The organism is Ensifer sp. BR816 (assembly GCF_000378985.1).
Taxonomy (GTDB): domain Bacteria; phylum Pseudomonadota; class Alphaproteobacteria; order Rhizobiales; family Rhizobiaceae; genus Sinorhizobium.
In genome coordinates, this window is the sequence record NZ_KB905370.1 from 4,005,945 (window position 1) to 4,030,289 (window position 24,345).

General features: G+C 64.0%; 26 protein-coding genes. 13 read left to right on the forward strand and 13 right to left on the reverse strand.

Translation table 11 applies throughout. The features are described from left to right. Positions 1–10 precede the first annotated feature (10 nt). Genes pcaH through pcaD form a run of 3 tightly spaced genes read right to left on the reverse strand, consistent with a single transcriptional unit; the run spans position 11 to position 1,978 of the window. The gene (gene pcaH, locus RHIBR816_RS0119245) at positions 11–760 is read right to left on the reverse strand and encodes a protocatechuate 3,4-dioxygenase subunit beta (protein ID WP_018238218.1); all 750 of its coding nucleotides are present in this window, start codon (positions 758–760) and stop codon (positions 11–13) included. A gap of 2 nt (positions 761–762) precedes the next feature. Next, a complete protein-coding gene (gene pcaC, locus RHIBR816_RS0119250; protein ID WP_018238219.1) occupies positions 763–1,173 on the reverse strand; it encodes a 4-carboxymuconolactone decarboxylase in 411 nt (136 codons plus the stop codon). Continuing rightward, the gene (gene pcaD / locus RHIBR816_RS0119255; protein WP_018238220.1) at positions 1,166–1,978 is read right to left on the reverse strand and encodes a 3-oxoadipate enol-lactonase; all 813 of its coding nucleotides are present in this window, start codon (positions 1,976–1,978) and stop codon (positions 1,166–1,168) included. The genes pcaC and pcaD overlap by 8 nt, the downstream gene beginning before the upstream one ends. Before the next feature lie 92 nt (positions 1,979–2,070). On the opposite strand from pcaD, the gene pcaQ reads away from it, so the two are divergent. Next, positions 2,071–2,997 (forward strand): pca operon transcription factor PcaQ, encoded by a 927-nt coding sequence (gene pcaQ / locus RHIBR816_RS0119260; RefSeq protein WP_026187196.1) that lies wholly within the window; start codon positions 2,071–2,073, stop codon positions 2,995–2,997. 37 nt (positions 2,998–3,034) lie between these two features. Here the strand turns inward: pcaQ and ggt are convergent, their stop codons facing one another. Further along, the gene (ggt, locus tag RHIBR816_RS0119265) at positions 3,035–4,780 is read right to left on the reverse strand and encodes a gamma-glutamyltransferase (RefSeq protein ID WP_018238222.1); all 1,746 of its coding nucleotides are present in this window, start codon (positions 4,778–4,780) and stop codon (positions 3,035–3,037) included. An 82-nt stretch (positions 4,781–4,862) separates the two neighbouring features. Next, positions 4,863–5,525: a sulfite oxidase-like oxidoreductase gene (locus tag RHIBR816_RS0119270; protein ID WP_018238223.1), complete on the reverse strand. Its 663-nt coding sequence runs from the start codon at positions 5,523–5,525 to the stop codon at positions 4,863–4,865. A 435-nt stretch (positions 5,526–5,960) separates the two neighbouring features. Between RHIBR816_RS0119270 and RHIBR816_RS0119275 the strand changes: the two genes are divergently transcribed. Genes RHIBR816_RS0119275 through RHIBR816_RS0119285 form a run of 3 tightly spaced genes read left to right on the forward strand, consistent with a single transcriptional unit; the run spans position 5,961 to position 9,699 of the window. Next, entirely contained in the window at positions 5,961–7,046 is a 1,086-nt protein-coding gene (locus tag RHIBR816_RS0119275) for a glycosyltransferase (RefSeq protein WP_018238224.1), read from the forward strand. An 11-nt stretch (positions 7,047–7,057) separates the two neighbouring features. Next, positions 7,058–8,239 carry a glycosyltransferase gene (locus RHIBR816_RS0119280; protein ID WP_018238225.1) on the forward strand — a complete coding sequence of 394 codons (1,182 nt, stop codon included), beginning with the start codon at positions 7,058–7,060 and terminating at the stop codon, positions 8,237–8,239. Next, positions 8,236–9,699: a lipopolysaccharide biosynthesis protein gene (locus RHIBR816_RS0119285; protein ID WP_018238226.1), complete on the forward strand. Its 1,464-nt coding sequence runs from the start codon at positions 8,236–8,238 to the stop codon at positions 9,697–9,699. The genes RHIBR816_RS0119280 and RHIBR816_RS0119285 overlap by 4 nt, the downstream gene beginning before the upstream one ends. Here RHIBR816_RS0119285 and RHIBR816_RS0119290 read toward each other — a convergent pair. Continuing rightward, entirely contained in the window at positions 9,634–10,977 is a 1,344-nt protein-coding gene (locus tag RHIBR816_RS0119290) for a polysaccharide pyruvyl transferase family protein (protein ID WP_026187197.1), read from the reverse strand. The two genes, RHIBR816_RS0119285 and RHIBR816_RS0119290, sit on opposite strands and share 66 nt — an antisense overlap. A gap of 326 nt (positions 10,978–11,303) precedes the next feature. On the opposite strand from RHIBR816_RS0119290, the gene RHIBR816_RS34420 reads away from it, so the two are divergent. The 3 genes from RHIBR816_RS34420 to RHIBR816_RS0119305 all read left to right on the forward strand — a co-directional run bounded on the left by RHIBR816_RS34420 (position 11,304) and on the right by RHIBR816_RS0119305 (position 14,112). After that, positions 11,304–11,597, forward strand: coding sequence for a hypothetical protein (locus tag RHIBR816_RS34420; RefSeq protein ID WP_157628211.1), 294 nt, complete (start codon positions 11,304–11,306; stop codon positions 11,595–11,597). Between the two features lie 121 nt (positions 11,598–11,718). Continuing rightward, positions 11,719–12,249 (forward strand): hypothetical protein, encoded by a 531-nt coding sequence (locus RHIBR816_RS0119300; protein WP_018238229.1) that lies wholly within the window; start codon positions 11,719–11,721, stop codon positions 12,247–12,249. 123 nt (positions 12,250–12,372) lie between these two features. Further along, positions 12,373–14,112: an adenylate/guanylate cyclase domain-containing protein gene (locus RHIBR816_RS0119305; RefSeq protein ID WP_018238230.1), complete on the forward strand. Its 1,740-nt coding sequence runs from the start codon at positions 12,373–12,375 to the stop codon at positions 14,110–14,112. A gap of 48 nt (positions 14,113–14,160) precedes the next feature. Here the strand turns inward: RHIBR816_RS0119305 and RHIBR816_RS0119310 are convergent, their stop codons facing one another. After that, positions 14,161–14,916, reverse strand: a complete 756-nt coding sequence (locus RHIBR816_RS0119310) for an IclR family transcriptional regulator (protein ID WP_026187198.1) — start codon at positions 14,914–14,916, stop codon at positions 14,161–14,163. Between the two features lie 152 nt (positions 14,917–15,068). On the opposite strand from RHIBR816_RS0119310, the gene RHIBR816_RS0119315 reads away from it, so the two are divergent. Genes RHIBR816_RS0119315 through pcaF form a run of 3 tightly spaced genes read left to right on the forward strand, consistent with a single transcriptional unit; the run spans position 15,069 to position 17,936 of the window. Beyond that, positions 15,069–15,929 carry a CoA transferase subunit A gene (locus RHIBR816_RS0119315; protein ID WP_026187199.1) on the forward strand — a complete coding sequence of 287 codons (861 nt, stop codon included), beginning with the start codon at positions 15,069–15,071 and terminating at the stop codon, positions 15,927–15,929. Positions 15,930–15,942: 13 nt separating this feature from the next. Continuing rightward, positions 15,943–16,734, forward strand: a complete 792-nt coding sequence (locus RHIBR816_RS0119320; RefSeq protein ID WP_026187200.1) for a CoA-transferase subunit beta — start codon at positions 15,943–15,945, stop codon at positions 16,732–16,734. Then, positions 16,734–17,936, forward strand: a complete 1,203-nt coding sequence (gene pcaF, locus RHIBR816_RS0119325) for a 3-oxoadipyl-CoA thiolase (protein WP_018238234.1) — start codon at positions 16,734–16,736, stop codon at positions 17,934–17,936. Before RHIBR816_RS0119320 ends, pcaF begins: the two co-directional genes overlap by 1 nt. 351 nt (positions 17,937–18,287) lie before the next feature. Here pcaF and RHIBR816_RS0119330 read toward each other — a convergent pair whose 3' ends face one another. Continuing rightward, the gene (locus RHIBR816_RS0119330; RefSeq protein WP_371259059.1) at positions 18,288–18,572 is read right to left on the reverse strand and encodes an acylphosphatase; all 285 of its coding nucleotides are present in this window, start codon (positions 18,570–18,572) and stop codon (positions 18,288–18,290) included. Between the two features lie 461 nt (positions 18,573–19,033). Between RHIBR816_RS0119330 and RHIBR816_RS0119335 the strand changes: the two genes are divergently transcribed. From RHIBR816_RS0119335 to RHIBR816_RS0119345, 3 genes are all read left to right on the forward strand, one after another. Then, positions 19,034–19,714, forward strand: coding sequence for an RNA polymerase sigma factor (locus RHIBR816_RS0119335; RefSeq protein WP_018238236.1), 681 nt, complete (start codon positions 19,034–19,036; stop codon positions 19,712–19,714). A gap of 80 nt (positions 19,715–19,794) precedes the next feature. Continuing rightward, the gene (locus RHIBR816_RS0119340; RefSeq protein WP_018238237.1) at positions 19,795–20,319 is read left to right on the forward strand and encodes a DUF4142 domain-containing protein; all 525 of its coding nucleotides are present in this window, start codon (positions 19,795–19,797) and stop codon (positions 20,317–20,319) included. Positions 20,320–20,327: 8 nt separating this feature from the next. Further along, entirely contained in the window at positions 20,328–20,645 is a 318-nt protein-coding gene (locus RHIBR816_RS0119345; protein ID WP_018238238.1) for a cupredoxin family copper-binding protein, read from the forward strand. A 46-nt stretch (positions 20,646–20,691) separates the two neighbouring features. Here RHIBR816_RS0119345 and RHIBR816_RS0119350 read toward each other — a convergent pair whose 3' ends face one another. From RHIBR816_RS0119350 to RHIBR816_RS0119370, 5 genes are all read right to left on the reverse strand, one after another. Continuing rightward, complete coding sequence (locus tag RHIBR816_RS0119350) at positions 20,692–21,417, reverse strand: amino acid ABC transporter ATP-binding protein (protein WP_018238239.1); 726 nt, start codon at positions 21,415–21,417, stop codon at positions 20,692–20,694. Continuing rightward, entirely contained in the window at positions 21,395–22,054 is a 660-nt protein-coding gene (locus RHIBR816_RS0119355) for an amino acid ABC transporter permease (RefSeq protein ID WP_018238240.1), read from the reverse strand. The genes RHIBR816_RS0119350 and RHIBR816_RS0119355 overlap by 23 nt, the downstream gene beginning before the upstream one ends. Next, positions 22,051–22,722: an amino acid ABC transporter permease gene (locus tag RHIBR816_RS0119360; protein ID WP_018238241.1), complete on the reverse strand. Its 672-nt coding sequence runs from the start codon at positions 22,720–22,722 to the stop codon at positions 22,051–22,053. The genes RHIBR816_RS0119355 and RHIBR816_RS0119360 overlap by 4 nt, the downstream gene beginning before the upstream one ends. Positions 22,723–22,785: 63 nt before the next feature. Next, positions 22,786–23,571, reverse strand: a complete 786-nt coding sequence (locus tag RHIBR816_RS0119365) for a transporter substrate-binding domain-containing protein (RefSeq protein ID WP_018238242.1) — start codon at positions 23,569–23,571, stop codon at positions 22,786–22,788. A gap of 23 nt (positions 23,572–23,594) precedes the next feature. After that, entirely contained in the window at positions 23,595–24,323 is a 729-nt protein-coding gene (locus RHIBR816_RS0119370; RefSeq protein ID WP_018238243.1) for a GntR family transcriptional regulator, read from the reverse strand. Positions 24,324–24,345 lie beyond the last annotated feature (22 nt).

The window sequence follows — 24,345 nt, forward strand, 5'->3', positions numbered from 1 at the left end:
GTTCCCTCCCTCAATTGCCTTCCGGCCGGTTCTCGAAGAATGTCGACCGGCGGCCGCGCAGCACGATGTCGAACTTGTAGGCGCGCGCATCCATCGGGATGGTGCTCGCCCAATCGAGCGGCGCGATCAATTGCTCGATCGCCCGGCGATCCGGGATCGTGCCGACGATCGGACACTTCCAGATCATCGGGTCCCCTTCGAAATACATTTGGGTGATCAACCGCTGGGCAAAGCCGTGGCCGAAGATCGAGAAATGGATATGGGCCGGCCGCCAGTCGTTGACGCCGTTCGGCCAGGGATAGGCGCCCGGCCTGATGGTGCGGAAACAGTAGCGGCCGTCCTCGTCGGTGATCGTCCGGCCGCAGCCGCCGAAATTCGGGTCGAGGGCCGCGAGGTAGCTTTCCTTCTTGTGGCGGTAGCGTCCGCCGGCATTCGCCTGCCAGAATTCGAGCAATGCGCCGGGAACCGCCCGACCCCGCTCGTCCAGCACCCGGCCGTGAACGATGATGCGTTCGCCGATCGCGCTTTCGCCGGCCTTGGCGAAATTGTAGATGAGGTCGTTGTCGAGTTCGCCGAGAATCGAATGGCCGAAGACGGGACCGGTGATTTCCGAAATCGTGTTGTCGAGCGACAGCAGTGCCTTTTGCGGCGAGCGCAGCACCGAGGTCTTGTAGCCGGGCGCGAAGGCCGGCGGATGCCAATCCCGGTCGCGCTGGAAAAAGGCGCCCGTCTCGGGCCTGCGATTCTCTGTATTGGACATCGTCACTCCCCCTCGGGCCTTTCGGCATCCATCTCGCCGAACACCTGCTTGGCGATCCTGATGGCGTGGTTGGCGGCCGGTACGCCGGCATAGATCGCCACATGCAGCAAGGCCTCGCAGATATCCTCGCGCGTCGCCCCGGTGTTGGCTGTCGCCCGGACATGCATCGCCACCTCTTCGTCCTGGCCGAGGGCGGCCAGCAGCGCGATGGTGACGATCGACCGCTCGCGCTTCGTCCAGGTCGGACGCGACCAGACATGCCCCCAGGCGGCCTCGGTGATCAACGCCTGGAAAGGCTGGTCGAATTCCGTCGTCGCCGATTGGGCGCGGTCGACGTGACTGTCGCCGAGAACGGCGCGGCGCGTCGCCATGCCCTGGCAAAAACGGTCGGAGGATGTGACGGCATCACGCATCGGGTCTGTCTCCAGGCGATAGGGACGTAAAGAAGCGGCTGAGCGTCGCCGTCAGCGCCTCGGGCTGCTCGACGCAGGGGATGTGCCCAGCGTCCCGGATCACCTCGAAGCGCGCGCCGGGGATGAGCCCCGCCGTCGAGCGCACCAGATCGGGCGGCGTCGAGCCGTCCTGGTCGCCGACGACGCAGAGCACCGGCACGGCGATCCCGCTCGCGGCTTCGGTGTAATCGGCGTCGCGGATGGCCGAACAGGTGGCGACGTAGCCCGGCACCGGCTGGCGGATCAGCATATTGCGGTAGCCGGCGAAGGCGACGTTCTCGGGCCGGCGGAAAGCCGGCGTGAACCAGCGCTCGAGTACCGAGTCGGCGATCGCCTCGATACCATGCGCCTCGATCGCCGCGATACGCGCGTCCCACATTTCGGCCGTGCCGATCTTGTGCGCCGTATCGGCGAGCACGAGCGCCCGCACCAGATCCGGCCGGCGCTGGTAGAGCGACTGGGCGATCAGGCCGCCGACCGAAAGTCCGCAGATGATGGCGCGCTTGACGGCGAGCCGGTCGAGAAGGCCGGCGAGGTCGGTCGCGTGATCCTCGATCGAATAGGGCACCTGGCCGATATCCGAGAGGCCGTGACCGCGCTTGTCGTAGAGGACGATCGAAAATTCATCGGAGAGGCGGGCGGCGACGTCGCTCCAGATGCGGAAATCCGTGCCCAGCGAATTGATGAAGACAAGCACCGGCTTTTCGGCGACGGCTCCGATCATCCGATAGTGGATGGCGATGTCGTTGATACGGGTGATTTGCACGGTCGATCTCCTCTCCACCAAATTGGCCATTTCATCTGGTTAGGTAAAATGATATTTTGCGGCGATCCATTAACTCCCGAGTTATGTTTCCCATGATCGACGCGCGCATCAAGTTTCGCCATCTGCAGACGTTTGTCGAGGTCGCGCGCCAGAAGAGCGTCGTCAAGGCCGCCGATCTCCTGAACGTCACCCAGCCGGCGGTCACCAAGACGATCCGCGAACTGGAGGAGGTCCTGGGGGTCTCGGTATTCGAGCGCGACGGGCGCGGCATCAAGATCACCCGTTACGGGGAGGTTTTCCTACTCCACGCCGGCGCGGCGCTGACGGCGCTTCGGCAAGGCCTCGATTCCGTCTCGCAGGAGCGCTCCGGCGACGTGACGCCGATCCGCATCGGGGCGCTGCCGACGGTCTCGACGCGCATCATGCCCCGGGCCATGGGGCTCTTCCTCGAGGAGAAAACCGGGGCCCGGATCAAGATTGTCACCGGCGAGAATGCGGTTCTCCTGGAGCAGCTCCGCGTCGGCGATCTCGACCTCGTCGTCGGCAGGCTTGCCGCGCCCGACCGAATGACCGGCTTTTCCTTCGAGCATCTCTATTCCGAGCAGGTAGTCTTCGTGGTCCGCGCCGGCCATCCACTGCTTTCCGACAAGCAGTCGGTGTTCGCGCATCTTGGCGACTACCCCGTGCTGATGCCGACGCGCGCCTCGATCATCCGCCCCTTCGTCGAGCGCTTCCTGATCGCCAACGGCATCGCCGCGCTGCCGAACCAGATCGAAACCGTCTCCGATTCCTTCGGCCGCGCCTTCGTGCGTTCGAGCGACGCGATCTGGATCATCTCGAACGGCGTCGTCGCCACCGACATCGATGACGGCCTGCTGGCGGCCTTGCCGATCGACACCAGCGAGACGAAAGGGCCGGTCGGCCTCACCATGCGCACCGACGCGATCCCGTCACTACCGCTGTCGATGCTGATGCAGACCATCCGCGAGGCCGCCGAGGCGGTGGCGGCCAAGGGTTAGGTGCCCAAGACTGACGCATGCTTTGGGCGACATACGTCTAATATCCCCTCGCCGCCCCGGCGCCGATGCGGCTGTCGGCGGCGCCATTGTAGCGGGCGCCGCCGCCGGCCTCGATCTCGGCGAGACTCTCGCCGCCGACGAGAATGCCGGTCGCCTGGCCCCAGATGGTCCAGCTCTTGTCAATCTCGACATCATGGCCCAGCGCCGAGAGCAGCTTCAGCGTGTCGGGCGAAAGCGCATACGGCTCCATGAACACCTTGTCGGGCAGCCATTGGTGGTGGAGGCGCGGCGCGTCGACCGCCTCCTGGATGTTCATGCCGTGGTCGATGACGTTGAGGATCGCTTCCAGCGTGATGGTGATGATGCGTGCGCCACCGGGGCTGCCGATCACCATGAAGGGCTTGCCGTCCTTGGAGATGATCGTCGGGCTCATCGAGGAGAGCGGCGTCTTGCCGGGGGCGATCGCATTCGCTTCGCCCTGCACGAGACCGTAGAGATTGGGCGCACCGGGCTTGGCGGTGAAATCGTCCATCTCGTTGTTGAGTAGGATGCCGGTTCCGGGCGCCACCACGCCGGCGCCGAAGGAGCCGTTCAGGGTGTAGGTGACGGCGACCGCATTGCCCTCGTCGTCGATGATCGAATAGTGGGTCGTTTCCTTGCTTTCGCCGAAACCCTCGGGCATCAGCGCCTCAGAGGTGCCGGCCCTGAACGGGTCGATCTTGTCGCGAATCTCCTTCGCATAGGCCTTGTCGGTCAGCTTGGCGACGGGGTTCTCGACGAAGTCCGGATCGCCAAGCGCGGTGTTGCGATCGACATAGGCGTGGCGCATCGCCTCGATCATAGCATGCACGGTCTCGGCCGAGCCGTAGCCGAGATAGGAGAGCGGATAACCTTCGAGGATGTTGAGTATCTCGCAGATGATCAGGCCGCCCGAGGACGGCGGCGGCGAGGAGACGATGTCGTAGCCGCGGTAATTGCACTTGACCGGCTCGAGCTCGCGCACCTGATATTGCTCGAAATCCTTCTTGGCGAGGATGCCGCCCTTCTCCGCGCTCGCCTTGACGATCTGATCGGCGATCGCACCCTTGTAGAAGGCGTCCGGCCCCTTCTCGGCAATGCTCGAAAGCGAGGCGGCGAGATCGGCCTGGACCAGCCTCTCGCCGACCTCGAACGCTTTGCCGTCCGCCTTGAGGAAGATTGCCGCGGCGGCCGGGTCCTTGGCCAACCGCTCGGTTCTGCCGTCGAACGAATCGACGTCGCCCTGCTCGAGTTCAAAGCCTTCCCGCGCCAGCGTGATCGCCGGCTCGATCAGCTCCTTCAGCGGCCGCGTGCCGTAGCGGCTGCGGGCGAATTCGAAACCGGCCACCGGACCCGGCACGCCGACGGCGAGATAGCCGTTGGTGCTCAGGCCTTTGACAAGACCGCCCTTGTCGTCCTGGTACATGGTCTTGGTGGCCGCAAGCGGCGCGCGCTCGCGGAAATCCAGAAACGTCGTCCTGCCATCCTTGAAGCGGATGGTCATGAAGCCGCCGCCGCCGATATTGCCGGCGGTCGGATAGACGACGGCCAGCGCATAGCCGACGGCGACCGCCGCATCGACCGCATTGCCGCCCTTCTTCAGGACTTCGACGCCGATGTCGGAGGCAAGATGCTGGGCGGTCACCACCATGCCGTGCTCGGCCTTGACGGGTTCGGGCGAGGCGGCGCCAGCCATCTGCGGCAAGGCCGTACCGGATGCGAGGAACAAAGCGAAGGACAGGCTCGTCAAGGCGGAACTGCGCATGCTCTCCTCCTGGGCAGAATTCGCTTCTCAAAGCGTGAACTGTAGCATCAAGGATCAAGACGGATAGTCGCAGATTCTCGCCTCAATCGCCGGAATAGCGCTCCTCGCGCCAGGGATCGCCGCGCATGTGGTAGCCGTTCTTCTCCCAGAAACCGGCCGTGTCGCGGCTGCGAAAATCGATGCGCGTCAGCCACTTGGCGCTCTTCCAGAGATAGAGGTGGGGGACGATCAGGCGCATCGGTCCGCCATGCGGGCGCGTGATCGGCGCGCCTTCCCAGCTCGTCGCAAGGATCGCGTCCTCGGCGGCGAAATCGGCAAGCGGCAGGTTGGTCGTATAGCCGTCAAAGCTCGTCAGCATGACGTATTCGGCGTCCGGCATGGGCGTGACCCGATCGAGAAGATCGCGCGTCGCGACACCTTGCCAGCGGTTGTCGTAGCGAGACCAGGTCGTCACGCAATGGATGTCGGAGAGGCTTTCCGTTTGCGGCAGGGCCTGGAAGGCCTTCCAGTCGAGCGACAGCGGGCGCTCGACTGAACCGGTCACATCGAGCCGCCAGGTATCGAGCGCCATATGCGGCTGTTGCCCGAGATCGAGAACGGGCCAATCCTTGACGAGATGCTGGCCGGGCGGCAGACGCTCCGTTTCCGGGCGCGCCACGCGGCCGGTCAGGAACTTGCCGTCGGCAGCCCAGCGCCGCTTGGTGGATGTCAGCTTCGTCTCCGGTACCGATTCGTCGTCGACCATGTTGCACCCATCCCGTTTTTTGGTCTTTAAAGGCTGATTTGAGGCTCGCTGAGCTGCCGCGTCAAGCAAGCGTTCCGACCAATGAGGGCCTGCGTCTTTCGAGCTAAGCCAAAAGGATGAGGCTCGATTGACTATCGGCGTCTGCCGTGACAGTCTTTGTTGCAGTGCAGCAATGCAGCTTTATCGCACGGTCACCCTGCTCGGTGGAGGTTCACTCTCTTGCGGCCGGATGAACAGGCTTCTAAGTCCTTGGCGACCTCCGCGCCGGTCGCTTCGGCGCCACTCGAGCACGCCTCGAAATCGCAGGTTGCGCCGGCCGGTCGCCGGGCGACCCAACAATTGCCGTCATTCTGGAGTTGATGCGTCCCGACTCGTCCATTTGGTGCTGCGCCCTGCGCTCACGGTGAAAACGTCTCTATGAAGGAGAAATGCGGTATGAAGGTCCTGTTTGCCGGCGGAAACGGATATTATCCCGAATTCAGCGGCGGCGTTCAATCGAGCACGCACCACCTTGTCCAGCAACTGCGTGACCGTGGTCACGAGGCCGGCGTGCTCGCCGCCCTGTTCGGCGACGGCATGTTCGGCTTCAAGCAGCGCGTCAAGCTAAAGTTGTCCGGCGACCGCGGCGTCATGGACAGCTTCCCCGGCTATCCCGTCGTTCGCGCCTGGCACCCGTGGGAAGCGGCAAGCTTCGCCGTGAAGAAGCTGCAGCCAGACGTGGCCGTTGTGCAGTGCCACAAATCCGTGCCGATCGGCAAGGCGCTGCAGGTCCACAACGTGCCGCTGGTCATCTATCTGAGAAACGTCGAGTTCCATGAGCTCGCCGGCGATCTGCGCGAACTGACCTCCGCCCACTACATCGCCAACTCGGAATTCACCGCCCGGGCCTACAAGCAGGAGTTCGGCATCGATTCGGTGGTCATCCCGCCGACGATCAATCCCGAAACCTACACGACCCGCACGACGGGCGAGTACGTGACCTTCATCAACCCCTACAAGGAGAAGGGGTTCGAGCTGGCGGTCCAGATCGCCGCGAAGTGCCCGGACATTCCCTTCCTCTTCGTCGAAAGCTGGAAGCTTTCCGATGACCATCGGGCGGAAATCGAGAAGATCATCGCGCCCTTGAAGAACGTGCGGCTGGAAAGCCGCACCAGCGACATGAAGACCGTCTACGGCCGCGCGAAAATCCTGCTTGCGCCGAGCAAGTGGGAAGAGGCCTGGGGGCGCGTCGCCTCCGAGGCGCACTGCAGCGGCATTCCGGTCGTCGGCTCACGGCGCGGCGGATTGCCGGAGGCGATCGGCGAAGGCGGTATCGTCCTCGACTATGACGCGCCGCTCGAGGAATGGACCGGCGCCATCCGCCGGCTCTGGAGCGACGAGGGCGAGTATCAGCGCCTGTCGCAGGCCGCCTCGACATTCGCCAAGCGGCCGCTCATGCAGCCCGACCGGCAGTTCGCGGCCTTCCTCGAGGTGCTGGAACGCGCCGCGGCGAGCCGCCCCGCCCAGCTCAAGGCCTCCTGAGACCGCCCGGCATGCGCGTCGGTTTCGTCGTCGGTCAGTTTCCGATGCTTTCGGAGACATTCGTCATCGGCCAGATGGCCGGTCTGTTGAGGCGCGGCTTCAAGGTCGAGGTCGTCTGCAACGGTATCTCGGACTACAATTTTGCGGATCGCCAGCAGGAGCCGCTTGCGACCTTGCTCGCCCGCACGCGCGACTGGTGGGGTGCGGCGGCGCGCTTCCGCCCGGCCATTGGCCGGTTGCCGCCGAAGCTCCGCGACAAGGCCTCCACCGCGCTCGACATCTCGTCGGTCGCGCGATTGAACGCATGCGACGTGATCGTTGCCCATTTCGGCCATAACGGCGCCCGCGCTGCGCGTCTCAAGAAATGGAAGCGGCTGACCCCGCCGATCGTGACAATCTTCCACGGCTATGACGTCGGCGTTCCGCTCAAGGAGCGGGGCCTCGGCCGCTATGACGACCTGTTTCAGCACGGCGCGCTCAACCTGACGGTAAACGACTATTTTCGCCGCGTGCTGATCGAGGCCGGGGCGCCGGCATCGAACGTTGCCGTCCACCATATGGGCATCGACCTCGAAAAGATCCCCTATGAATGGAAATCCTGGCGCGGCGCGACGCTGCAACTGATTTCGGTCTGCCGGCTGGCCGAGAAGAAGGGCGTCGAATACGCGCTCCGAGCGCTGGGCAGGCTCCGCGCCGAAGCCCCCGCACTCGATTGGCGCTACACGATCATCGGCGACGGTCCGCTGCGGCCAGAGCTCGAAGCGCTTGCCGCCGAGCTCGACATTGCGAGCCAAGTTTCCTTCCTCGGCAGCCTCCCCCATCAGGAGGTGAAGGAATGGTTGCGGCGGTCGCACGCCTTCGTGCTGCCGAGCGTCACCGCCGAAAACGGCGATGTCGAAGGCATACCGGTGGCCCTGATGGAGGCGATGGCCGCCGGGCTGACGGTGGTCAGTTCGTACCATTCCGGTATTCCCGAATTGATCGAGGACCAGAAAACCGGCTTCCTCGCCATCGAAAGGGATGTCAATGCGCTGGCGAACAGGCTGCGCTTCATCGCAGAGCATCCGGACGAATGCGAGCACATCGCCCGGGACGCCCGCGGCAAAGTCGAGGCGGAATTCAATATGGAGGCTCTGGACGACGATTTCGCTCGAATTCTGAGCCGGTTCTCCCAAACGAGGCTTGTCGCTTGAACAAGGAAAACCTTCAGTTCGGCCGCGTCGCGCTGCGCGGTGGGCTGGTGACCGGCGGCGCTCAAATTCTGCGCATGGTCATCCAGTTCGTCTCGGTCGTGGTGCTTGCCCGGCTGCTCGCGCCGGAGGATTTCGGTCTCGTCGCCTCGGTGAGCCCGATCGTCGCCTTTGTCGGGCTGTTCCAGAATCTCGGCCTGCAGCAGGCGGTCATCCAGCGCAAGGAGATCGGCGAGAAAGAGCTCAACCAGGTCTTCTGGATCAGCACTCTCGTCGGCCTCCTCTGCACCCTCGTCGTCGTTGCCCTTTCCCCCGCCATTGCCGCCTTCTACGGCGACCAGCGGATGACGGCGATCGCCATTGCTGCGGCCCTGCCGCTGCTGCTCGGCAGCCTTGCGGCCCTACCGCTCGCCTTGATGAACCGGCATCTGAAGTTCGGCCAGCTGGCGCTCAACGATGTCTATGCCGCGGTCGTGGGGCTCCTGGTCACCGCTGCGGCCGCCTATTACGGCATGGGATACTGGTCGCTGGTGATCGGCCCGGCAGCGTCGGCCGCCGTGGCCCTTCTCGCCGCCTGGTGGGCGACGCGATGGATGCCCGGCCGGCCGGCCTTCCGGATCGACCGTGAGATCATCTCCTTCGGCGCCAATCTCACCGGCTTCAACCTCGTCAATTTCTTCTCGCGCAATCTCGACAACATCCTGATCGGCAAGTTCTCCGGACCGGTCGAGCTCGGCTATTACGACCGCGCCTACAAGCTCCTGCTCTTCCCGCTGCAGAACATCACCCAGCCGCTCTCACGCGTGATGATCCCGCTGATGAGCCGCATCCAGGAGGACAAGGCGCGGTTTCGCGATATCTACATGCGGACCAACTGGCTGCTGGCGGCAGTGACGATGCCGGGCATTGCGGCGCTGACCTGTGCCGCGGAGCCGACCGTCAGCCTCCTCTTCGGCGCGCAATGGCTGCCGGTCGCGCCGATCTTCGCCTGGCTCGGGGTTGCCAGCCTCATGCAGCCGGTATCGAGCACGACCGGCTGGATCTTCATCTGCCAGGGCGAGACGAAGACGATGTTCCGCTGGGGGATCTATTCGTCGCTGACGACGGTGCTTTCCTTCGTCGTCGGCCTGCAATGGGGTGCGATCGGCGTCGCAGCCGCCTATGCCATCAGCGGCTACGTGCTGCGCGTCCCGGTACTTGCCTGGTTGTTGCAGCGGGTCGGGCCGGTCTCGGCCCGGGATTTCCTCTACGTCCAGGGCCTCTTCGTTCTTTCGGCGCTCGTCGCCTGGTTCGGCTACCGGCTGCTGCCGATAGCCCTGACCGGCTCCTCGAACGTCGTCGCGCTGGCTCTGGCGATCTGCCTCAACTACGGGCTGGCGCTGCTGTTCGCGCTTGCCCTACGCGCGCCGCGCCAGGTCCTCTTCGAGATCCTGACGAAGGGCCTGGGCGCCGTTCGCCGATGAACCTGCCATCAGCGGGCGGATGAAGTCGGCCGCCGACATCGCCGAGGCGTGCTCCTCCAGTACCGCCTTGAGGCTGACCGCGCGATAGCGGTCGAGATCGCCGGCGAAGCGGTCGAGCTTGCCGAGCGCCTCCTCGGGCGTCACCGTGTCGATATCGAGCAGGACATCCTCGACGCCGATCCGCTTGGCGACTTCCTTGGTCTTGAACTCGTAGGCGATCGGCAGCACCGGCGTGCCGACGCAGAGCGACATGATCATCATGTGCATGCGCGTCGCCACGACGAAATCGAGCTCCCTGGCGATCGCCATCAACTGTTCCGGCGTGTGGAACGCCGCGTCGACCGTGACGTGCTCGGCAATTTCGGGCGCGAGGCCCGAGACGATCAGTTTCGCCGTCTTCGAATCGTCGTGGGCATATTCCGGCACGCCCTGGCAGGTCGAAATGAAGGTGACCTCCTTGCCGTGGTCGCGCACGAGCCTCGTCGCAATCTCGCGGATCGACTGGATGTAGCGGTCCATGCCGCCGCCACCGCCCTGGACGTAGTGCCAGTGCCGCACGGAGATGCCGACGCGGCCCGTCGGCGCCGGCCGGCCGATCGTCAGCAGTGCCTTGATCCGCTCCACGTCGGCGAGCGCAAAGACGGAATCGGCGACCACATGGCACTTCGACGGGTCGTCGACGAGGTCGAGAATGTGGTCGCGGGAACGAACATCGCGCAACAGGATCAGCGGGCTGCGGTTGAAAACCGGCGGCAGGTTGCGGCGGTTGTAGGGCTTTGCAAAGGGGCCGAGCGACTGGGTGAAGAAGATGGTCTTCTTGCCGAGCATCTCCGCAAGCTTGAACTGGTTGATGCGCCGCTCGAGCGAATAGTTTTCGACGAGATAGGTGCCGCCGGTGGTGATCACCATATCGGCGTCCTTGTAGAGCGCCAGGCTCTTGCGGTCCGCCTCGCTGAAGAAACGCCGATCGAGGTAGTTGCCGCTGCCGAGATGGCGCAGAGCCTGAAACACGGCCTGATTGTAGACCTGCTTCAGTGCGTTCTTGACGGTGTTGTCGTCGTATTTGTACTTGAAGATCGATTCCGACGGCAGCTTCCTGAGCTCGATGTCCGGATATTGCTCCTTCGGATAAAGCCGCGCCGCAACCTCCGGCTGGCTGTCGAACACCAGGAATTCCAGGTCCTCGTTCGCCACCGATCTCAGGATATGCCTGATCGCCAGAAGAATGGCCGCGTCGCCGGTGTTCAAGCAGACGGTATTCTCGACTACAACTTTCATGGTCCGTCATCCCCGTGTGTAAAGCCGGCAGACATGGAGGAATGTCGCCGGCTTGCCGCTTGCGATGGAATCGTCCGCATCCCAGGGACAACCCGCAATAGCGTTCTGTCGCCAAGTTTTGGTGAATTCATGGCCGCGCGGAGGATTTTTGCCGCACTGCAGCATCGGTGCAATATATTCGCGATAAGACGGCAGCCGAGCGCGCTCCCTTTCAGCAAGGCATACGGACTTTGGTCCGACTCCGGGAGGCGCTTCGGTCGCCAAAGGTCCGATCCGCTGCGATGTCGGTTGCCGTATGGTGCGTTCGACACGTATTGCGGCAATCGATGCTGCTGAACGAAACGGTCAATCACCCTTTTGAGACCATTCTATCGGGATCTTCGGCTATGGCGGCGTTCGAGAGCAAATGGAAGGATCGTATATCCGATCTCGCTTGGGCCGTGCTCTCCAGCCCCCTGTCGATCGGACTCTATATTGCGGCGGCAATGCTGGTTGCTGCCTTTGCCAGTGCAACGACCGGCATTCCGCCATACATACTCGTGGCGGCGGCCGTTGTCTTGGTGCTGTTCATCGACCCGCCGGAAAGAATGGAAAAACTCAGAAAACAACGGCGCCGATAGTCGCAACCGGTGCGACATGCATCCGTGATTGCCGCTCGGCTTTGCCGACATTCCGACTTGTCGTCTAAGTTGTGTTCCTATAGTCAACGCACGGGAACAGACGGAGCGGGGGCTTTCGACCATGCACATTATCCTGGCGGTATTTGGTTTGCTCGGCGTAGCTGCCTTCTGGTGGTATCGCCTCAAGATCATGAGTGAGGCGGCCGGCGAAGTGGCAGATGCGGTCGGCAGGGTGCGCGGCACTCTGAGGCGCAACAAGCTGCGCAAAAAGGCCGCCCTGGCCCCTGTCACAGCCATAGACGACCCCGTCACCGCGGCCGCCACGGTCATCCTGGCAATCGCCGCAGAGGACGCGGTCGTCTCGGAGGCTCTGGAAATGCGGGTGCGCGCGGAAATCGGCGCGATTGCCGCCAACGAAAAGCAACTCGAGGAGGCGGTCGTCTACGCGAAATGGGCCACCGACCAGGTGGCAGACGTGCCCAGGGTGATCGACAAGTCGACCGAGTTGCTGAAACCGCGTCTCGACGAGCGCGAGAAGGAGCAACTCGTCGCCATGGTCCTCTCGGCGACGCTTCCGGGCGAACGCCACGCCATGTTCAAGCAACGTGTCGAGCAATTGCGCCGCAAGCTGGGACTGGAAGTCACCAGGTAGGCAATCCACAAACCAGCAGGGAGCGGCGCTGGCTGTCCGATCTCACGATCGCGCCGAACGACCGCACAAGCGCGGCGTTGGCTGCCACTTTGTGGTAATCTGGGTCCAGGTGGGACTGGCGCTATGAGCGACACGCGAAAAATCGCAGCGATCCTGGTCGCAGATGTGGTGGGTTACAGCCGACTCGCTGGCACGGACGAGGAGCGCATCCTGGCGCGGCTACGGGCGCTGCGCAGCGATCTGATCGATCCGACGATCGCAGTGCACAATGGCCGAGTGGTCAAGCGCACCGGCGACGGGAGCCTCATCGAGTTCCGTAGCGTTGTCGATGCCGTGCGTTGCGCCGTCGAAGTACAGAACGGCATGGTCGAGCGAAACGCCGGTCTCACGCCCGAGCGCCGCATCGAATTCCGCGTTGGCATCCATCTCGGCGATGTGGTCGAGGAGAGCGATGGCGATCTCATGGGCGACGGCGTCAACATCGCCGCGCGGTTGCAAGGAATCGCCAAGCCCGGCGCGATCTGTCTATCGGAAGATGCCTACCGGCAGGTGAAAGCAAAGCTCGACCTCCCTGCACTCGACCTTGGCGCAACGCAACTCAAGAACATCGCCGAGCCGATCCGGGTCTATTCGCTTGAGGTCGGCGGTCAAGAACGGTCGGTGCTGCCGCCTGTGCCCGACAAGCCTTCCATTGCCGTGCTGGCATTCAACAACATGAGTGGCGATGCCGAACAGGAGTATTTCTCCGACGGCATAAGCGAGGATATCATTACCGATCTCTCGAAGCTGTCGGAGTTGCACGTAATCGCCCGCAACTCATCCTTCATATACAAGCATGCGACGATCTCGGTCCCGGACATGGCCAAAGCGCTCGGCGTTCGCTACGTGCTCGAGGGCAGCGTGCGCAAGGCGGGCAACCGGGTGCGGGTCACGGCCCAATTGATTGATTCGAGCAGCGGCGGACATGTCTGGGCCAGCCGGTTCGATCGCGACCTCAGCGACATTTTCGCCGTCCAGGACGAACTTACGCAGGAGATCGTCACTGCGCTCAAACTGAAGCTGACGGCCAGTGAGCAGGATCGGCTGATTCCAAGGCGCGCGGTCGACGTGAAGGCCTACGAACTCTTCTTGCGCGGCCGCGAGCTGTCTTGGGCGGCCACCCGAACGGGCAATATCGCGGGGCGCGACCTGCTCGAGCGCGTGCTCGCCATCGATCCAGGATATGCCGCCGCCTGCGCATTGATCGCCTTCACCCATGTCAATGACTACTCCAACGGCTTCTCCAGCGATCCTGAGCACTCGCTGCGGACCGGCTTGGACCTTGCGCAGCGGGCGGTTGCGATGGACGAGGATGAACCCACCGCCCACTGGGCATTGGGCGTGGCTTACCTCTGGATCCGCGAACTCGACCGGGCAGAGGCCGAAGTAGAACGTGGTCTCGCTCTTTCGCCGAACTCCGTGGAGTTCCTGCTCTTGAAGGCGGCCACTCAAACATTCTCCGGCGATCCGTCTGGTGCGCTCGAGACGCTTGATACTTCGATGCAGTTGGACCCGCACTATCCGGAAATCACGCTGCAATTTCTCGCCGATGCGCGCTTTTCCCTCGGCCAATATGCGCAAGCGATTGCTGCGATCGAACAGCGGCTCGCGCGTAATCCTCAATCAGAAACCGCCTACGCCCTGCTCGCCTCTTGCTATGGTCACCTCGGCCGACTGGAGGAGAGCCGACAGGCCTGGAAGCGCGTGCTTCAGATCAATCCCGGCTTCTCCGTCGAGCGCCGCCGCCGCATCCTTCCCTTCCGGAACCCTGAGGACTTCGAGCGCCGCGTTGAAGGCCTCCTCAAGGCGGGACTGAAATTCTGACGCGAGCCGCCGCGGCAGTGACCCCACCGGTCGAGGACCGGCGCCGACCTATTGTACAAGCGGCCGCAAGGCCGCTTGTGTCTCCCTGAGCAAGGGCAGGTAGCGCTCGGCGAGCTCCGAGGCTGCGACATGGGCGGCGGGCGCTCCGATATTCAGCGCGGCGACCACCTGCCCGCGCGCATTCATCAGTGGGACGGCGATCGAACAAAGCCCGATTTCCAGTTCCTGGTCGATCACCGCGTAGCCCTCTGCGCGAACCCGCCGCAGTTCCTCGATCAACTCCTCGGGGTCGGTCTTCGTCCGTGGTGTGTTGGCCTTGAGCTCGGTGCGGCTCAGGATCTCGCGCGCCTCAGTTTCAGGAAGCGCGGCAAGCAGCACCCTTCCCATCGAGGCGCAATAGGCCGGCAGCCGCGAGCCGGGCATGAGGTTGATCGACATCACCCGGCGCTGCGAGGCGCGGGCGATGTAGACGACCTCTGTGCCGTCGAGCACGGAGGCAGAAGCGCTCTGGCCGGCCTTTTCCGAGAGCTGGTCGAGATAGGGCTGGACGATCGCCGGCAACGGCGTCGCCGAAAGATAGGCGTGGCCGAGCCTCAGGACCTTCGGTGTCAGTGTGAAGAACTTGCCGTCATAGTCGGCATAGCCGAGTTCCGAAAGCGTCAGCAACGAGCGCCGCACGGTGGCGCGGTCGAGGCCCGTCAGCTTCGATGCCTCGGCGATCGACAGTCGCGGCTGCGCCTCGCCGAAGGCCTCGATCACCTTCAGGCCCCGGGCAAAGCCGCTGACAAAATCTGTTTCTCGCATGCCGTCCCCCATCGATTCCATTTCCTTCATTTTGTGCGATATACGAACAAATGTCAAATATCGCACAAAATGTTTGACGACCGGCTGAAACGGGCGCTTATTCCCCCCGCAGCCGCCGCTGATACTCGGCCGGCAAACTGAGGAGGGTTTGAATGGCTCGCATAATGTCGCTCACCGATGCAGTGGCGGAAAATGTCCGCGACGGCGACACCGTCGCCATGGAGGGGTTCACGCACCTGATCCCCTATGCCGCCGGTCATGAAGTGATCCGCCAGGGCAGGGAGGATCTGTTCCTCGTCCGCATGACGCCGGATATCCTCTATGACCAGTTGATCGGCGTCGGCGCTGCGCGGGGCATGAAATTCTCCTGGGGCGGCAATCCCGGCGTCGGCTCGCTGCACCGCTTCCGCGACGCGGTCGAGAACCAGTGGCCGCGGCCGCTCGAGATCGAGGAGCACTCGCATGCGGCGATGGCGAACGCCTATGAGGCGGGCGCGGCAAACCTGCCCTTCGCCATGCTGCGCGGCTATATCGGCGCAGACCTCCCGAAGGTGAACCCGAACATCAAAAGCGTCACCTGCCCCTTCACTGGCGAAGTCTTGGCTGCAGTGCCGGCGATCCGGCCGGACGTGACGATCATTCACGCGCAGCGCGCCGACCGCAAGGGCAACGTACTGCTCGAAGGCATCGTCGGCGTTCAAAAGGAGGCGGTGCTTGCCGCCAGGCGCTCGATCGTCACCGTCGAGGAGATCGTCGACGAACTCTCGCCGCCCTCTCCCAATTCCGTCGTGCTGCCGACCTGGGCGGTGACGGCGGTCGCCCATGTACCGGGCGGCGCCTTCCCGTCCTATGCGCATGGCTACTATCCGCGGTCGAACGCCTTCTACATCCGCTGGGACGAGATCGCCCGCGACCGGGAGACGTTCACGGCGTGGATCAAGGAAAACGTGCTTGACACACGGCCCGAGGACTACGCCCGCCATGCCGCGAAGACTTCGGCAAAGGTTGCCTGAGGAGGAGGCGATGATGACGGATTTCACCCCCACGGAAATGATGACCATCGCCGCGGCGCGCGAACTTTCCAACGACGACGTCTGCTTCGTCGGCATCGGCGCGCCTTCGGCCGCCTGCAATGTCGCCCGGCTGACGCATGCGCCGGACATCACGCTGATCTACGAAAGCGGCACCGTCGGCACCAGGCCGGACGTGCTGCCGCTGTCGATCGGCGACGGCGAGCTCTGCGATACCGCGCTCTTCACCGTCTCGGTGCCGGAAATGTTCCGCTATTGGCTGCAGGGCGGCCGCATCACCACCGGCTTCCTCGGCGGCGCGCAGATCGACCGCTTCGCCAATCTCAACACCACCGTCGTCGGCCCCTACGACCACCCGAAGGTCCGCCTGCCGGGCGGCGGCGGTGCGCCGGAGATCGCCTCCAATTGCGGCCGCATCTTCATCACCATGGCGCTGTCGAAGCGCGGCTTCGTCGAAAAGCTGCCCTTCGTCACCTCCATGGGCCATGGCGAGGGCGGCAACACCCGCGAAAAACTCGGCCTGAAGACCAAGGGTCCGACGCGCGTCATCACCGATCTCTGCATCCTCGAGCCGGATCCGGAGACGAAGGAGCTGACCGTCGTCTCGATCCATCCGGGCGTCGGCCGCGAGCGGATTGTCGAGAATTGCGGCTGGCCGATCAAATTCGCCGAGACCGTCATTGAAACCCCCGCGCCGACCGAGACGGAGCTTTCGGTGCTGCGCGACATCAACGCCCGCACCAAGAAGGCCCACGAAGGCGCCGGGCCGGGCAAGGAGGCCGCCTGATGCGCGACGCTTACATCTGCGACTACATCCGCACGCCGATCGGCCGCTTCGGCGGTTCGCTCGCCGCGGTGCGCGCCGACGACCTCGGCGCCATCCCGCTGAAGGCGCTCGCTGAGCGCAATGCTTCGGTCGATTGGGAGGCGGTCGATGACGTGATCTTCGGCTGCGCCAACCAGGCGGGCGAGGACAACCGCAATGTCGCGCGCATGTCGTCGCTGCTCGCCGGTCTGCCGGTCGCCGTGCCCGGCACGACGATCAACCGGCTTTGCGGCTCCGGCATGGATGCGGTGATTGCCGCTGCCCGCGCCGTCAAGGCGGGCGAGGCGGAACTGATGATCGCCGGCGGCGTCGAATCCATGTCGCGCGCGCCCTTCGTGCTACCCAAGGCCGACAGCGCCTTTTCACGCCACGCCGAAATCCACGACACGACGATCGGCTGGCGCTTCGTCAACCCGCTGATGAAGGCGCAGTATGGCGTCGATTCGATGCCGGAGACCGGCGAGAACGTCGCCGAAGATTTCAAAGTCTCGCGCGCGGACCAGGACGCCTTTGCCGTGCGCAGCCAGGCAAAGGCAGCCACCGCCCAGGCGAACGGCCGGCTCGCCCGGGAGATCGTCGCGGTCACCATCCCGCAGAAGAAGGGCGAAGCAATCATCGTCGACCGGGACGAGCACCCGCGCGTGACGTCCATCGATGCGCTTGCCAAGCTGAAGGCACCGTTCCGCGCCGGCGGCTCCGTCACCGCCGGCAATGCCTCCGGCGTCAATGACGGCGCGGCGGCGCTGATCATCGCCTCGGAGGCGGCGGTCAGGAAACATGGGTTGAAGCCGATCGCCCGCGTCCTTGGCGGCGCCACGGCCGGCGTGCCGCCGCGCATCATGGGCATCGGCCCGCTGCCCGCCTCGCAAAAGCTGATGGCGCGGCTCGGCATGACGCAGGACCAGTTCGACGTCATCGAACTCAACGAGGCTTTCGCCAGCCAGGGTCTCGCCGTCCTGCGCGAACTCGGGATCGCCGACGACGATCCCCGCGTCAACCGCAATGGCGGCGCGATCGCGCTTGGCCACCCCCTCGGCATGTCCGGCGCCCGCATCACCGGCACCGCGGCACTGGAACTTGCCGAAACCGGCGGGCGCTTTTCGCTCTCGACCATGTGCATCGGCGTCGGCCAGGGCATCGCGGTGGCCCTGGAGCGGATGTAGTGCGGCCCGCACGGTCTTGTTGGGACGCCTCGGTCCGACAAGACACGATCTGAATGAATCGTTGCGGCGGCCACCGCGCGGAGTAGCATGTCGGATCCGCCCATGGCGGCACCCCCCTCTGCCCTGCCGGGCATCTCCCCCGCAAGGGGGGAGATTGGTCGGAAGCGAAGTCCTGCCCGTCACCGAACTCGCAAACGGCGAAGCCGCCGAGTTCATGATCGGTGCACAGGGTCATCGGTGGGACGGGCGATCGCCGCTTACCGATCTCCCCCCTTGCGGGGGAGATGCCCGGCAGGGCAGAGGGGGGTATCACATCCGCTTCCCGTCATCGCGATCTGATCGGATTCCGCGCTAGGAGATAATCCGAAACCCCGCCGGCGTCTCCGTCGAGGATGCCTCCTCGCTCGCGACGTTGGCAACGGCGGCACCCGGCGGGCCCTTCCAGAACCGGCCGAGCATCGTCTCGACGGCCGTATCCGCCCCGGCGATCAAGGCGGTCACCGAACCGTCGCTTTCGTTGCGCACCCAGCCGACAAGTCCGAGGCGTTCGGCCTCGTCGCGCGTCCAGACACGGAAGCACACCCCTTGCACCCTGCCGGTGATCCGCACCAAAGCCGCCTTGCGTTCATCCGCCACGACCGCCTCCCTTGTTCGTTCTTTCCGAATCTGGCGCAGCTCGCCCCGAAGGCAAGCCATTGAAGCGGGCCGCCTGCGGCTTGCCCTATCGCCCTCGCACTTCCAGATCATTTTTTACCGGTCAGACAAAATAATTTGAATTTCGGGCTTGCAATTGCTGCGATGCAACATTATTGTATGACTTATCGATCGAGCACTCCTCCTCCCAGCTCTATCGAGGGATCGGCAACCCTCCTCCTCCCAGTTGCCGGTCAGGATCGAAAGCCCGGCGCACCTCCTCCCGCGCCGGGCTTTCTCTTTTTGATCTACCCACCTTTCATAGCATCCTGGAAGACGGCCAGCGCCACGATGCTCGAATCCGGGCATCATCGCGCTAATTTCGGTGATATCGTCAGCCGATTGGGAACGTTTCGCGCGATGCGGCATCCAATGCGCGACACCATGACCATGGGGAGCCAATCATGCCCATCGTTGAGACCCGCCATCGCCTGAAGAGCCCGCCCGGTGCCGAGGAAATCGAAGGCTTTCGCGCCGTCATGCAGGCGCATAACCGTAAACTCTATCGGATCGCGCGGAGCATCGTTCGTAGCAACAATGATGCCGAAGACGTGCTGCAGGAGGCTTATGTCCGCGCCTTCACGCATTTTGACGAATTCCGTGGCGACGCCGCAATCACGACCTGGCTTGCCCGCATCGTCATCAACGAGGCGCTCGGCCGTCTGCGCAAGAGCCGGCGCCAGATGGCGCTAGTCGAGAGCATGCGGCAATCGCATCAGGCGGAGATCATCGCCTTCCCGCTGAACGCAAATGTGAGCGACCCGGAAAAGACCATGGCACAACGACAGATTCTCGACCTTGTCGAAAGGCTGACGGATCATCTGCCGGACGCTTACCGGAGCGTTTTCGTGCTGCGCGTCATCGAAGGGCTCAACAACGAGGAGACCGCTTCCCTGCTCGGGCTCCGCCCCGAGACCGTCCGCACGCGGCTGCATCGGGCGCGCCAGTTGCTGAAGCAGCAACTGGAAAAGCAGATCGGCCCGGTCCTGCTCGATGCCTTTCCCTTCGCCGGGAAACGCTGCGAGCGCCTGACCGAGGCCGTCCTCGCCCGCATCTCAGGACAACCGATAGAAGCCGACAAATAATCGGGAACGTTTCGGCCGCCGAAGCATCCAAAGCGTGTCAAACGAAAACGCCTTTTGATCTTCGAGGAAAGGAACATCCCATGACCATCCGACTGACGACCGCGGCGGCGGCAATCGCGCTGATCTTCACCGCCAACGGCGCGCTCGGCGCCGACAAGCCGACGGACCCGCAGATCGCCCATATCGCCTATACGGCCGGCGTGCTCGACATCGAGGCGGCGAAGCAGGCGATCGCCACCTCGAAGAACAAGGCCGTCGTCGAATTCGCCGAGACGATGGTGCGCGACCACGAGGCGGTGAACAGCCAAGCCCTCGACCTCGTCAAGAAGCTGAACGTCACGCCGGAGGACAACGACACCAGCAAGGCGCTGTCGCAGGCCGCCGAAACGAAGCGCCAGGAACTGGCGAAGCTTTCCGGCGCGGAATTCGACAAGGCCTATGTCGAGCATGAGGTGGCCTATCACAAGCAGGTCAACGGCGCCCTGGAGACGTTGCTGATCCCGGCCGCGCAGAACGGCGAACTCAAGAGCCTGCTGGAGACCGGGCTGAAGCTGTTCCAGGGCCATCAGCAGCATGCCGAGCATGTCGCGACCGAGCTCAAATGAGGGCGACAATGCTTCCGGCACGCTCGGCCGTTCTCACGCTGTTCCTGGGAGCGGCCGCCGTTGCCGCTCCATCGCGGGCCGAGACCATTGAGGTAACGGTCGACCGCCTAGTCTACACGCCCGCGGAAATCGTAGCGAAGGTGGGCGACGAGGTCGAGTGGGTCAACAAGGACGCGCTCATCCACACCGCCACGATCAAAGGCGGCGCAGACGTACCCTTGCCGGCAAAGAAGTCGGGGCGTCTCTTGCTGCAGGAGGCAGGCAGCTTCGACTATATCTGCCGCTACCACCCGAACATGAAAGGGCACATTACGGTGCGGCCCTGATCCGCAGCCGGCCGGGCGCTTCGCCGGCCGGCTGCAAACGGCTTCCTCAATGGACCCCGAGAAACTGCTTCAGCTCCGGCGTCCGCGGATTGGCAAAGACCTCCTCCGGTGCGCCGATCTCGTGGACCCGGCCCTGATGCATGAAGACGACGCGCGAACAGACGTCACGGGCGAATTTCATCTCGTGCGTCACCATCAGCAGCGTCATGCCCTCGGCGGCAAGCTCGCGCACCACCGCCAGCACCTCCGCCACCAGTTCAGGATCGAGCGCCGAGGTGATCTCGTCGCAGAGCAGCGCGATCGGCTGCATCGCCAGCGCGCGAGCGATTGCGACGCGCTGCTGCTGGCCGCCGGAGAGCTCGTCCGGATAGGCATCGAATTTCTGGCTGAGGCCGACGCGCTCCAGCATCTTGCGGGCCATCGCCTCGGCCTTAGGCTTCGGCGTCTTCTTGACGACCATCTGCGACAGCATGACATTGCCGCCGACCGTCAGATGCGGAAAGAGGTTGAACTGCTGGAAGATCATCCCGACCTTCAATCTCAGCGCCTTCAGATGCGCCTCATCGTCGAGAAGCTGGGCGCCGGCGACCGAGATCGACCCCTTGCTGATCGTCTCCAGCCCGTTGATGCAGCGCAACAGCGTCGACTTGCCCGAGCCGCTCTTGCCTATGATGGCGATCACTTCGCCCGGCGCGACATCGAGATCGATGCCCTTCAGCACCTCGTTGTCGCCGAAGCTCTTGCGGACGTCAGTGATTTCGATGAGCGACATTAAGCTTCCTTTCGAGGATCTGGCTGCTCTTGGACAGGGGCCAGCAGAGCGCGAAATAGATCAGCGCCACGAGGCCGTAGACAGTGAAGGGCTGGAAGGTGGCGTTGGTGACGACGGTGCCGGCCTTCGACAGTTCGACGAAGCCGATGATCGAGGTCAGCGCCGTGCCCTTGATCACCTGTACCGAAAAGCCGACGGTCGGCGGCACGGCGATCCGCATCGCCTGCGGCAGGATGACGTAGCGCATCTGCTGCAGCCGGCCCATGCCGAGGCTGGCGGAGGCCTCCCACTGCCCCATGGCGATCGCCTCGACGCAGCCGCGCCAGATCTCGCCCAGGAAGGCGGCGCTCCAGAGGATCAGCGCGACGCCCGCCGCCAGCCAGGCCGGCACGTCAATGCCGAAAAGGCCAAGCCCGAAGAAGGCGATGAAGAGCTGCATCAGGAGCGGCGTGCCCTGGAACAGCTCGATATAGTATTTCGCCACCGCCCGCGCCCACCGGCGCCGGCTGATGCGCAGGAACAGGAGCACGAGCCCGACGACGCCGCCGCCGACGAAGGAGACGAGCGAAAGCAGGAGCGTCCAGCGGGTAGCAAGCAACAGGTTGCGCAGGATGTCCCAGATGGTGAACTCGATCATCTGGCCGCCCTCCTCGGAAAGATCAGCCAACCGACCATGCCGAGCACCTGGCGGAGCAGGATGGCCAGCAGCAGGTAGACGGCGGTCGAGACGAAATAGGCCTCGAAGGCGCGGAAGGTGCGCGACTGGATGAAGTTGGCGGCGAAGGTCAGGTCCTCGGCGGCGATCTGCGAGACGACAGCGGAGCCGAGCATGACGATGACGACCTGCGAGGAGAGCGCCGGCCAGATGCGCTGAAGCGACGGGATGAGCACGACATGGCGGAAGGTCTCGAAGGGCGTCATGGCGAGGCTCGCGCCCGCCTCGAACTGGCCTCTCGGCGTCGCCTGGATGCCGGCGCGGATGATTTCCGAGCTATAGGCGCCGAGATTGACGACCATGGCGATATTGGCCGCCTCGAGTTCGCTGAGCTGCAGCCCGAGCGATGGCAACCCGAAGAAGATGAAGAAGAGCTGGATCAGGAAGGGCGTGTTGCGGATCAGCTCCACGTAGGCGGCGACCACCGGCTTCAGCCATGGCGGCCCGAGCGCCCGCACCCAGGCGCAGACGATGCCGAGCGAGATGCCTGCGATGGCGCCGACGGCGATCAGTTGGATCGTGATTGCGATCCCCTTGACGATCTGCGGGTAGTATTCGAAGAGCCAGCCGAATTCGAAATGATAATTCAATGCGCACCCCTGTTTGCAAACGGCGGTGACGCCACCCCGCTCCCGCGGAGTGGCTTGGAGGGATCAGAGCTCGGCCGGCAGGTCGGCGCCGAGCCACTTCTGAGCAATGGCGTTCAGGCTGCCATCAGTCTTGGCGGCGGCGATGATGCCGTTGACCTTTTCGAGCAGGGCCGGCTGTTCCTTGGAAAGGCCGATATAGCAGGGCGAGTTCTTGATCAGGAACTTGAGCTCCGGACGCTTCGGCGGGTTCTTGGCAAGGATCGCTGCGGCGACGACGTTGCCGGTCGCGACCGCCTCGACCTGGCCCGAAAGGAAGGCGGAGATCGTGCCGTTATTGTCCTCGTAGCGCTTGATGACGGTATCGGCCGGCGCGACCTTGGTCAGTTCCAGGTCTTCGACCGCGCCGCGGGTGACGCCGATCGTCTTGCCGGCAAGCTCTTCGGCCTTCGTGGCGGCAAAATCGGCCGGTGCGAAGACACCGTTATAGAAAGGCGCGTAAGCCGCCGTGAAGTCGATGACCTTTTCCCGGTCCGGGTTCTTGCCGAGGCTCGAAATGACGAGATCGACCTTGTTGGTCTGCAGATAGGGAATGCGGTTCGCGCTCGTCACCGGCACCAGCTCGACCTTCACCCCGAGCTTCTCGGCAATCAGATTGGCCATGTCGATATCATAGCCGACCGGCGCCATGTCCGGACCGACACTGCCGAAGGGCGGGAAATCCTGCGGCACGGCGACGCGGATCGTGCCGCGGGCGGTAATGTCGCCGAGCGCATCGGCCTGCGCGACGGAGCCGAAGCCGATCGCGGCGGCCATTGCCGTGATCGCGACGAAAACTCTTCTCGAAAGCATTGGGTCATTCTCCTCTGTTGATGTCATGATTTGGCTTTTCGGGGTGCATTCGAAGACGCGGCCGCGTTCTGCGGCGGCAGCGAAAGGGAGTGCCGGAGATCGGCGAGAGGATCCGGGCGACGGGTGAGGTCGAGCCCCGTTTCCACCTCGTCCAGGTGCTCGACGGAAAGCTCGGCCGCCTTGAGGAAATCGCCCTCCTCCATCGCCGCGACGATGCGGCAATGGCCGAGATGCGACTGCATGGCGTGGAAATCGGACTGGTAGATGAGCGAGATCAGGATGGTGCGCGCCGTCAGGTCGCGCAGGATCTCGACAAGGATGGTATTGCCGGAGAGCTCGGCGATGCGGATATGGAAGTCGCCCATCAGGCAGGTGAGCCGCTGGCGGTCACCGGCGGCGATCGCCAGCTTTTCCTCGGCCAGATGCGCATGGAGCTTGTCGCGGCCGCTTTCCGTAAGCCGCTCCATGCTGCGCAGCAGCCCCGCCTCGATGACGCGCCGGGCCGCATAGACCATCATCGCCTCCTCGGCCGATGGTTCGACGACGAACCAGCCGCGCCGCGGACTGACCTTGACGATGCCGCGCTGTTCGAGCCGCATCATCGCCTCGCGCACCCGGGTGCGTGAAACGTTGAAGAGGCTGGCGACCTCGCTCTCCCCCAAGCGCGTGCCGGGGCGAATGCGGGCGGAAAGGATACCGGAGACGATTGCCTCGTCTATCTGATCGTTCTGTTGTGGCGACAAATCTTGCATACAAGTTTGGAAAGCAAGCGTC

Excerpts from the sequence above, each read along its gene's own strand:
- RHIBR816_RS34420 (WP_157628211.1), top strand. The coding sequence starts at position 11,304 with ATGCTGCTGAACGAAACGGTCAATCACCCTTTTGAGACCATTCTATCG.
- pcaF (WP_018238234.1), top strand. The coding sequence starts at position 16,734 with ATGCGCGACGCTTACATCTGCGACTACATCCGCACGCCGATCGGCCGC.
- RHIBR816_RS0119365 (WP_018238242.1), bottom strand. The coding sequence starts at position 23,571 with ATGCTTTCGAGAAGAGTTTTCGTCGCGATCACGGCAATGGCCGCCGCG.
- RHIBR816_RS0119300 (WP_018238229.1), top strand. The coding sequence starts at position 11,719 with ATGCACATTATCCTGGCGGTATTTGGTTTGCTCGGCGTAGCTGCCTTC.
- RHIBR816_RS0119275 (WP_018238224.1), top strand. The coding sequence starts at position 5,961 with ATGAAGGTCCTGTTTGCCGGCGGAAACGGATATTATCCCGAATTCAGC.
- RHIBR816_RS0119270 (WP_018238223.1), bottom strand. The coding sequence starts at position 5,525 with ATGGTCGACGACGAATCGGTACCGGAGACGAAGCTGACATCCACCAAG.
- pcaH (WP_018238218.1), bottom strand. The coding sequence starts at position 760 with ATGTCCAATACAGAGAATCGCAGGCCCGAGACGGGCGCCTTTTTCCAG.
- RHIBR816_RS0119340 (WP_018238237.1), top strand. The coding sequence starts at position 19,795 with ATGACCATCCGACTGACGACCGCGGCGGCGGCAATCGCGCTGATCTTC.
- RHIBR816_RS0119310 (WP_026187198.1), bottom strand. The coding sequence starts at position 14,916 with ATGCGAGAAACAGATTTTGTCAGCGGCTTTGCCCGGGGCCTGAAGGTG.
- RHIBR816_RS0119280 (WP_018238225.1), top strand. The coding sequence starts at position 7,058 with ATGCGCGTCGGTTTCGTCGTCGGTCAGTTTCCGATGCTTTCGGAGACA.
- RHIBR816_RS0119290 (WP_026187197.1), bottom strand. The coding sequence starts at position 10,977 with ATGAAAGTTGTAGTCGAGAATACCGTCTGCTTGAACACCGGCGACGCG.
- pcaC (WP_018238219.1), bottom strand. The coding sequence starts at position 1,173 with ATGCGTGATGCCGTCACATCCTCCGACCGTTTTTGCCAGGGCATGGCG.
- ggt (WP_018238222.1), bottom strand. The coding sequence starts at position 4,780 with ATGCGCAGTTCCGCCTTGACGAGCCTGTCCTTCGCTTTGTTCCTCGCA.
- RHIBR816_RS0119320 (WP_026187200.1), top strand. The coding sequence starts at position 15,943 with ATGACGGATTTCACCCCCACGGAAATGATGACCATCGCCGCGGCGCGC.
- RHIBR816_RS0119370 (WP_018238243.1), bottom strand. The coding sequence starts at position 24,323 with ATGCAAGATTTGTCGCCACAACAGAACGATCAGATAGACGAGGCAATC.
- RHIBR816_RS0119315 (WP_026187199.1), top strand. The coding sequence starts at position 15,069 with ATGGCTCGCATAATGTCGCTCACCGATGCAGTGGCGGAAAATGTCCGC.
- RHIBR816_RS0119350 (WP_018238239.1), bottom strand. The coding sequence starts at position 21,417 with ATGTCGCTCATCGAAATCACTGACGTCCGCAAGAGCTTCGGCGACAAC.
- RHIBR816_RS0119345 (WP_018238238.1), top strand. The coding sequence starts at position 20,328 with ATGCTTCCGGCACGCTCGGCCGTTCTCACGCTGTTCCTGGGAGCGGCC.
- RHIBR816_RS0119305 (WP_018238230.1), top strand. The coding sequence starts at position 12,373 with ATGAGCGACACGCGAAAAATCGCAGCGATCCTGGTCGCAGATGTGGTG.
- pcaQ (WP_026187196.1), top strand. The coding sequence starts at position 2,071 with ATGATCGACGCGCGCATCAAGTTTCGCCATCTGCAGACGTTTGTCGAG.
- RHIBR816_RS0119355 (WP_018238240.1), bottom strand. The coding sequence starts at position 22,054 with ATGATCGAGTTCACCATCTGGGACATCCTGCGCAACCTGTTGCTTGCT.
- RHIBR816_RS0119335 (WP_018238236.1), top strand. The coding sequence starts at position 19,034 with ATGCCCATCGTTGAGACCCGCCATCGCCTGAAGAGCCCGCCCGGTGCC.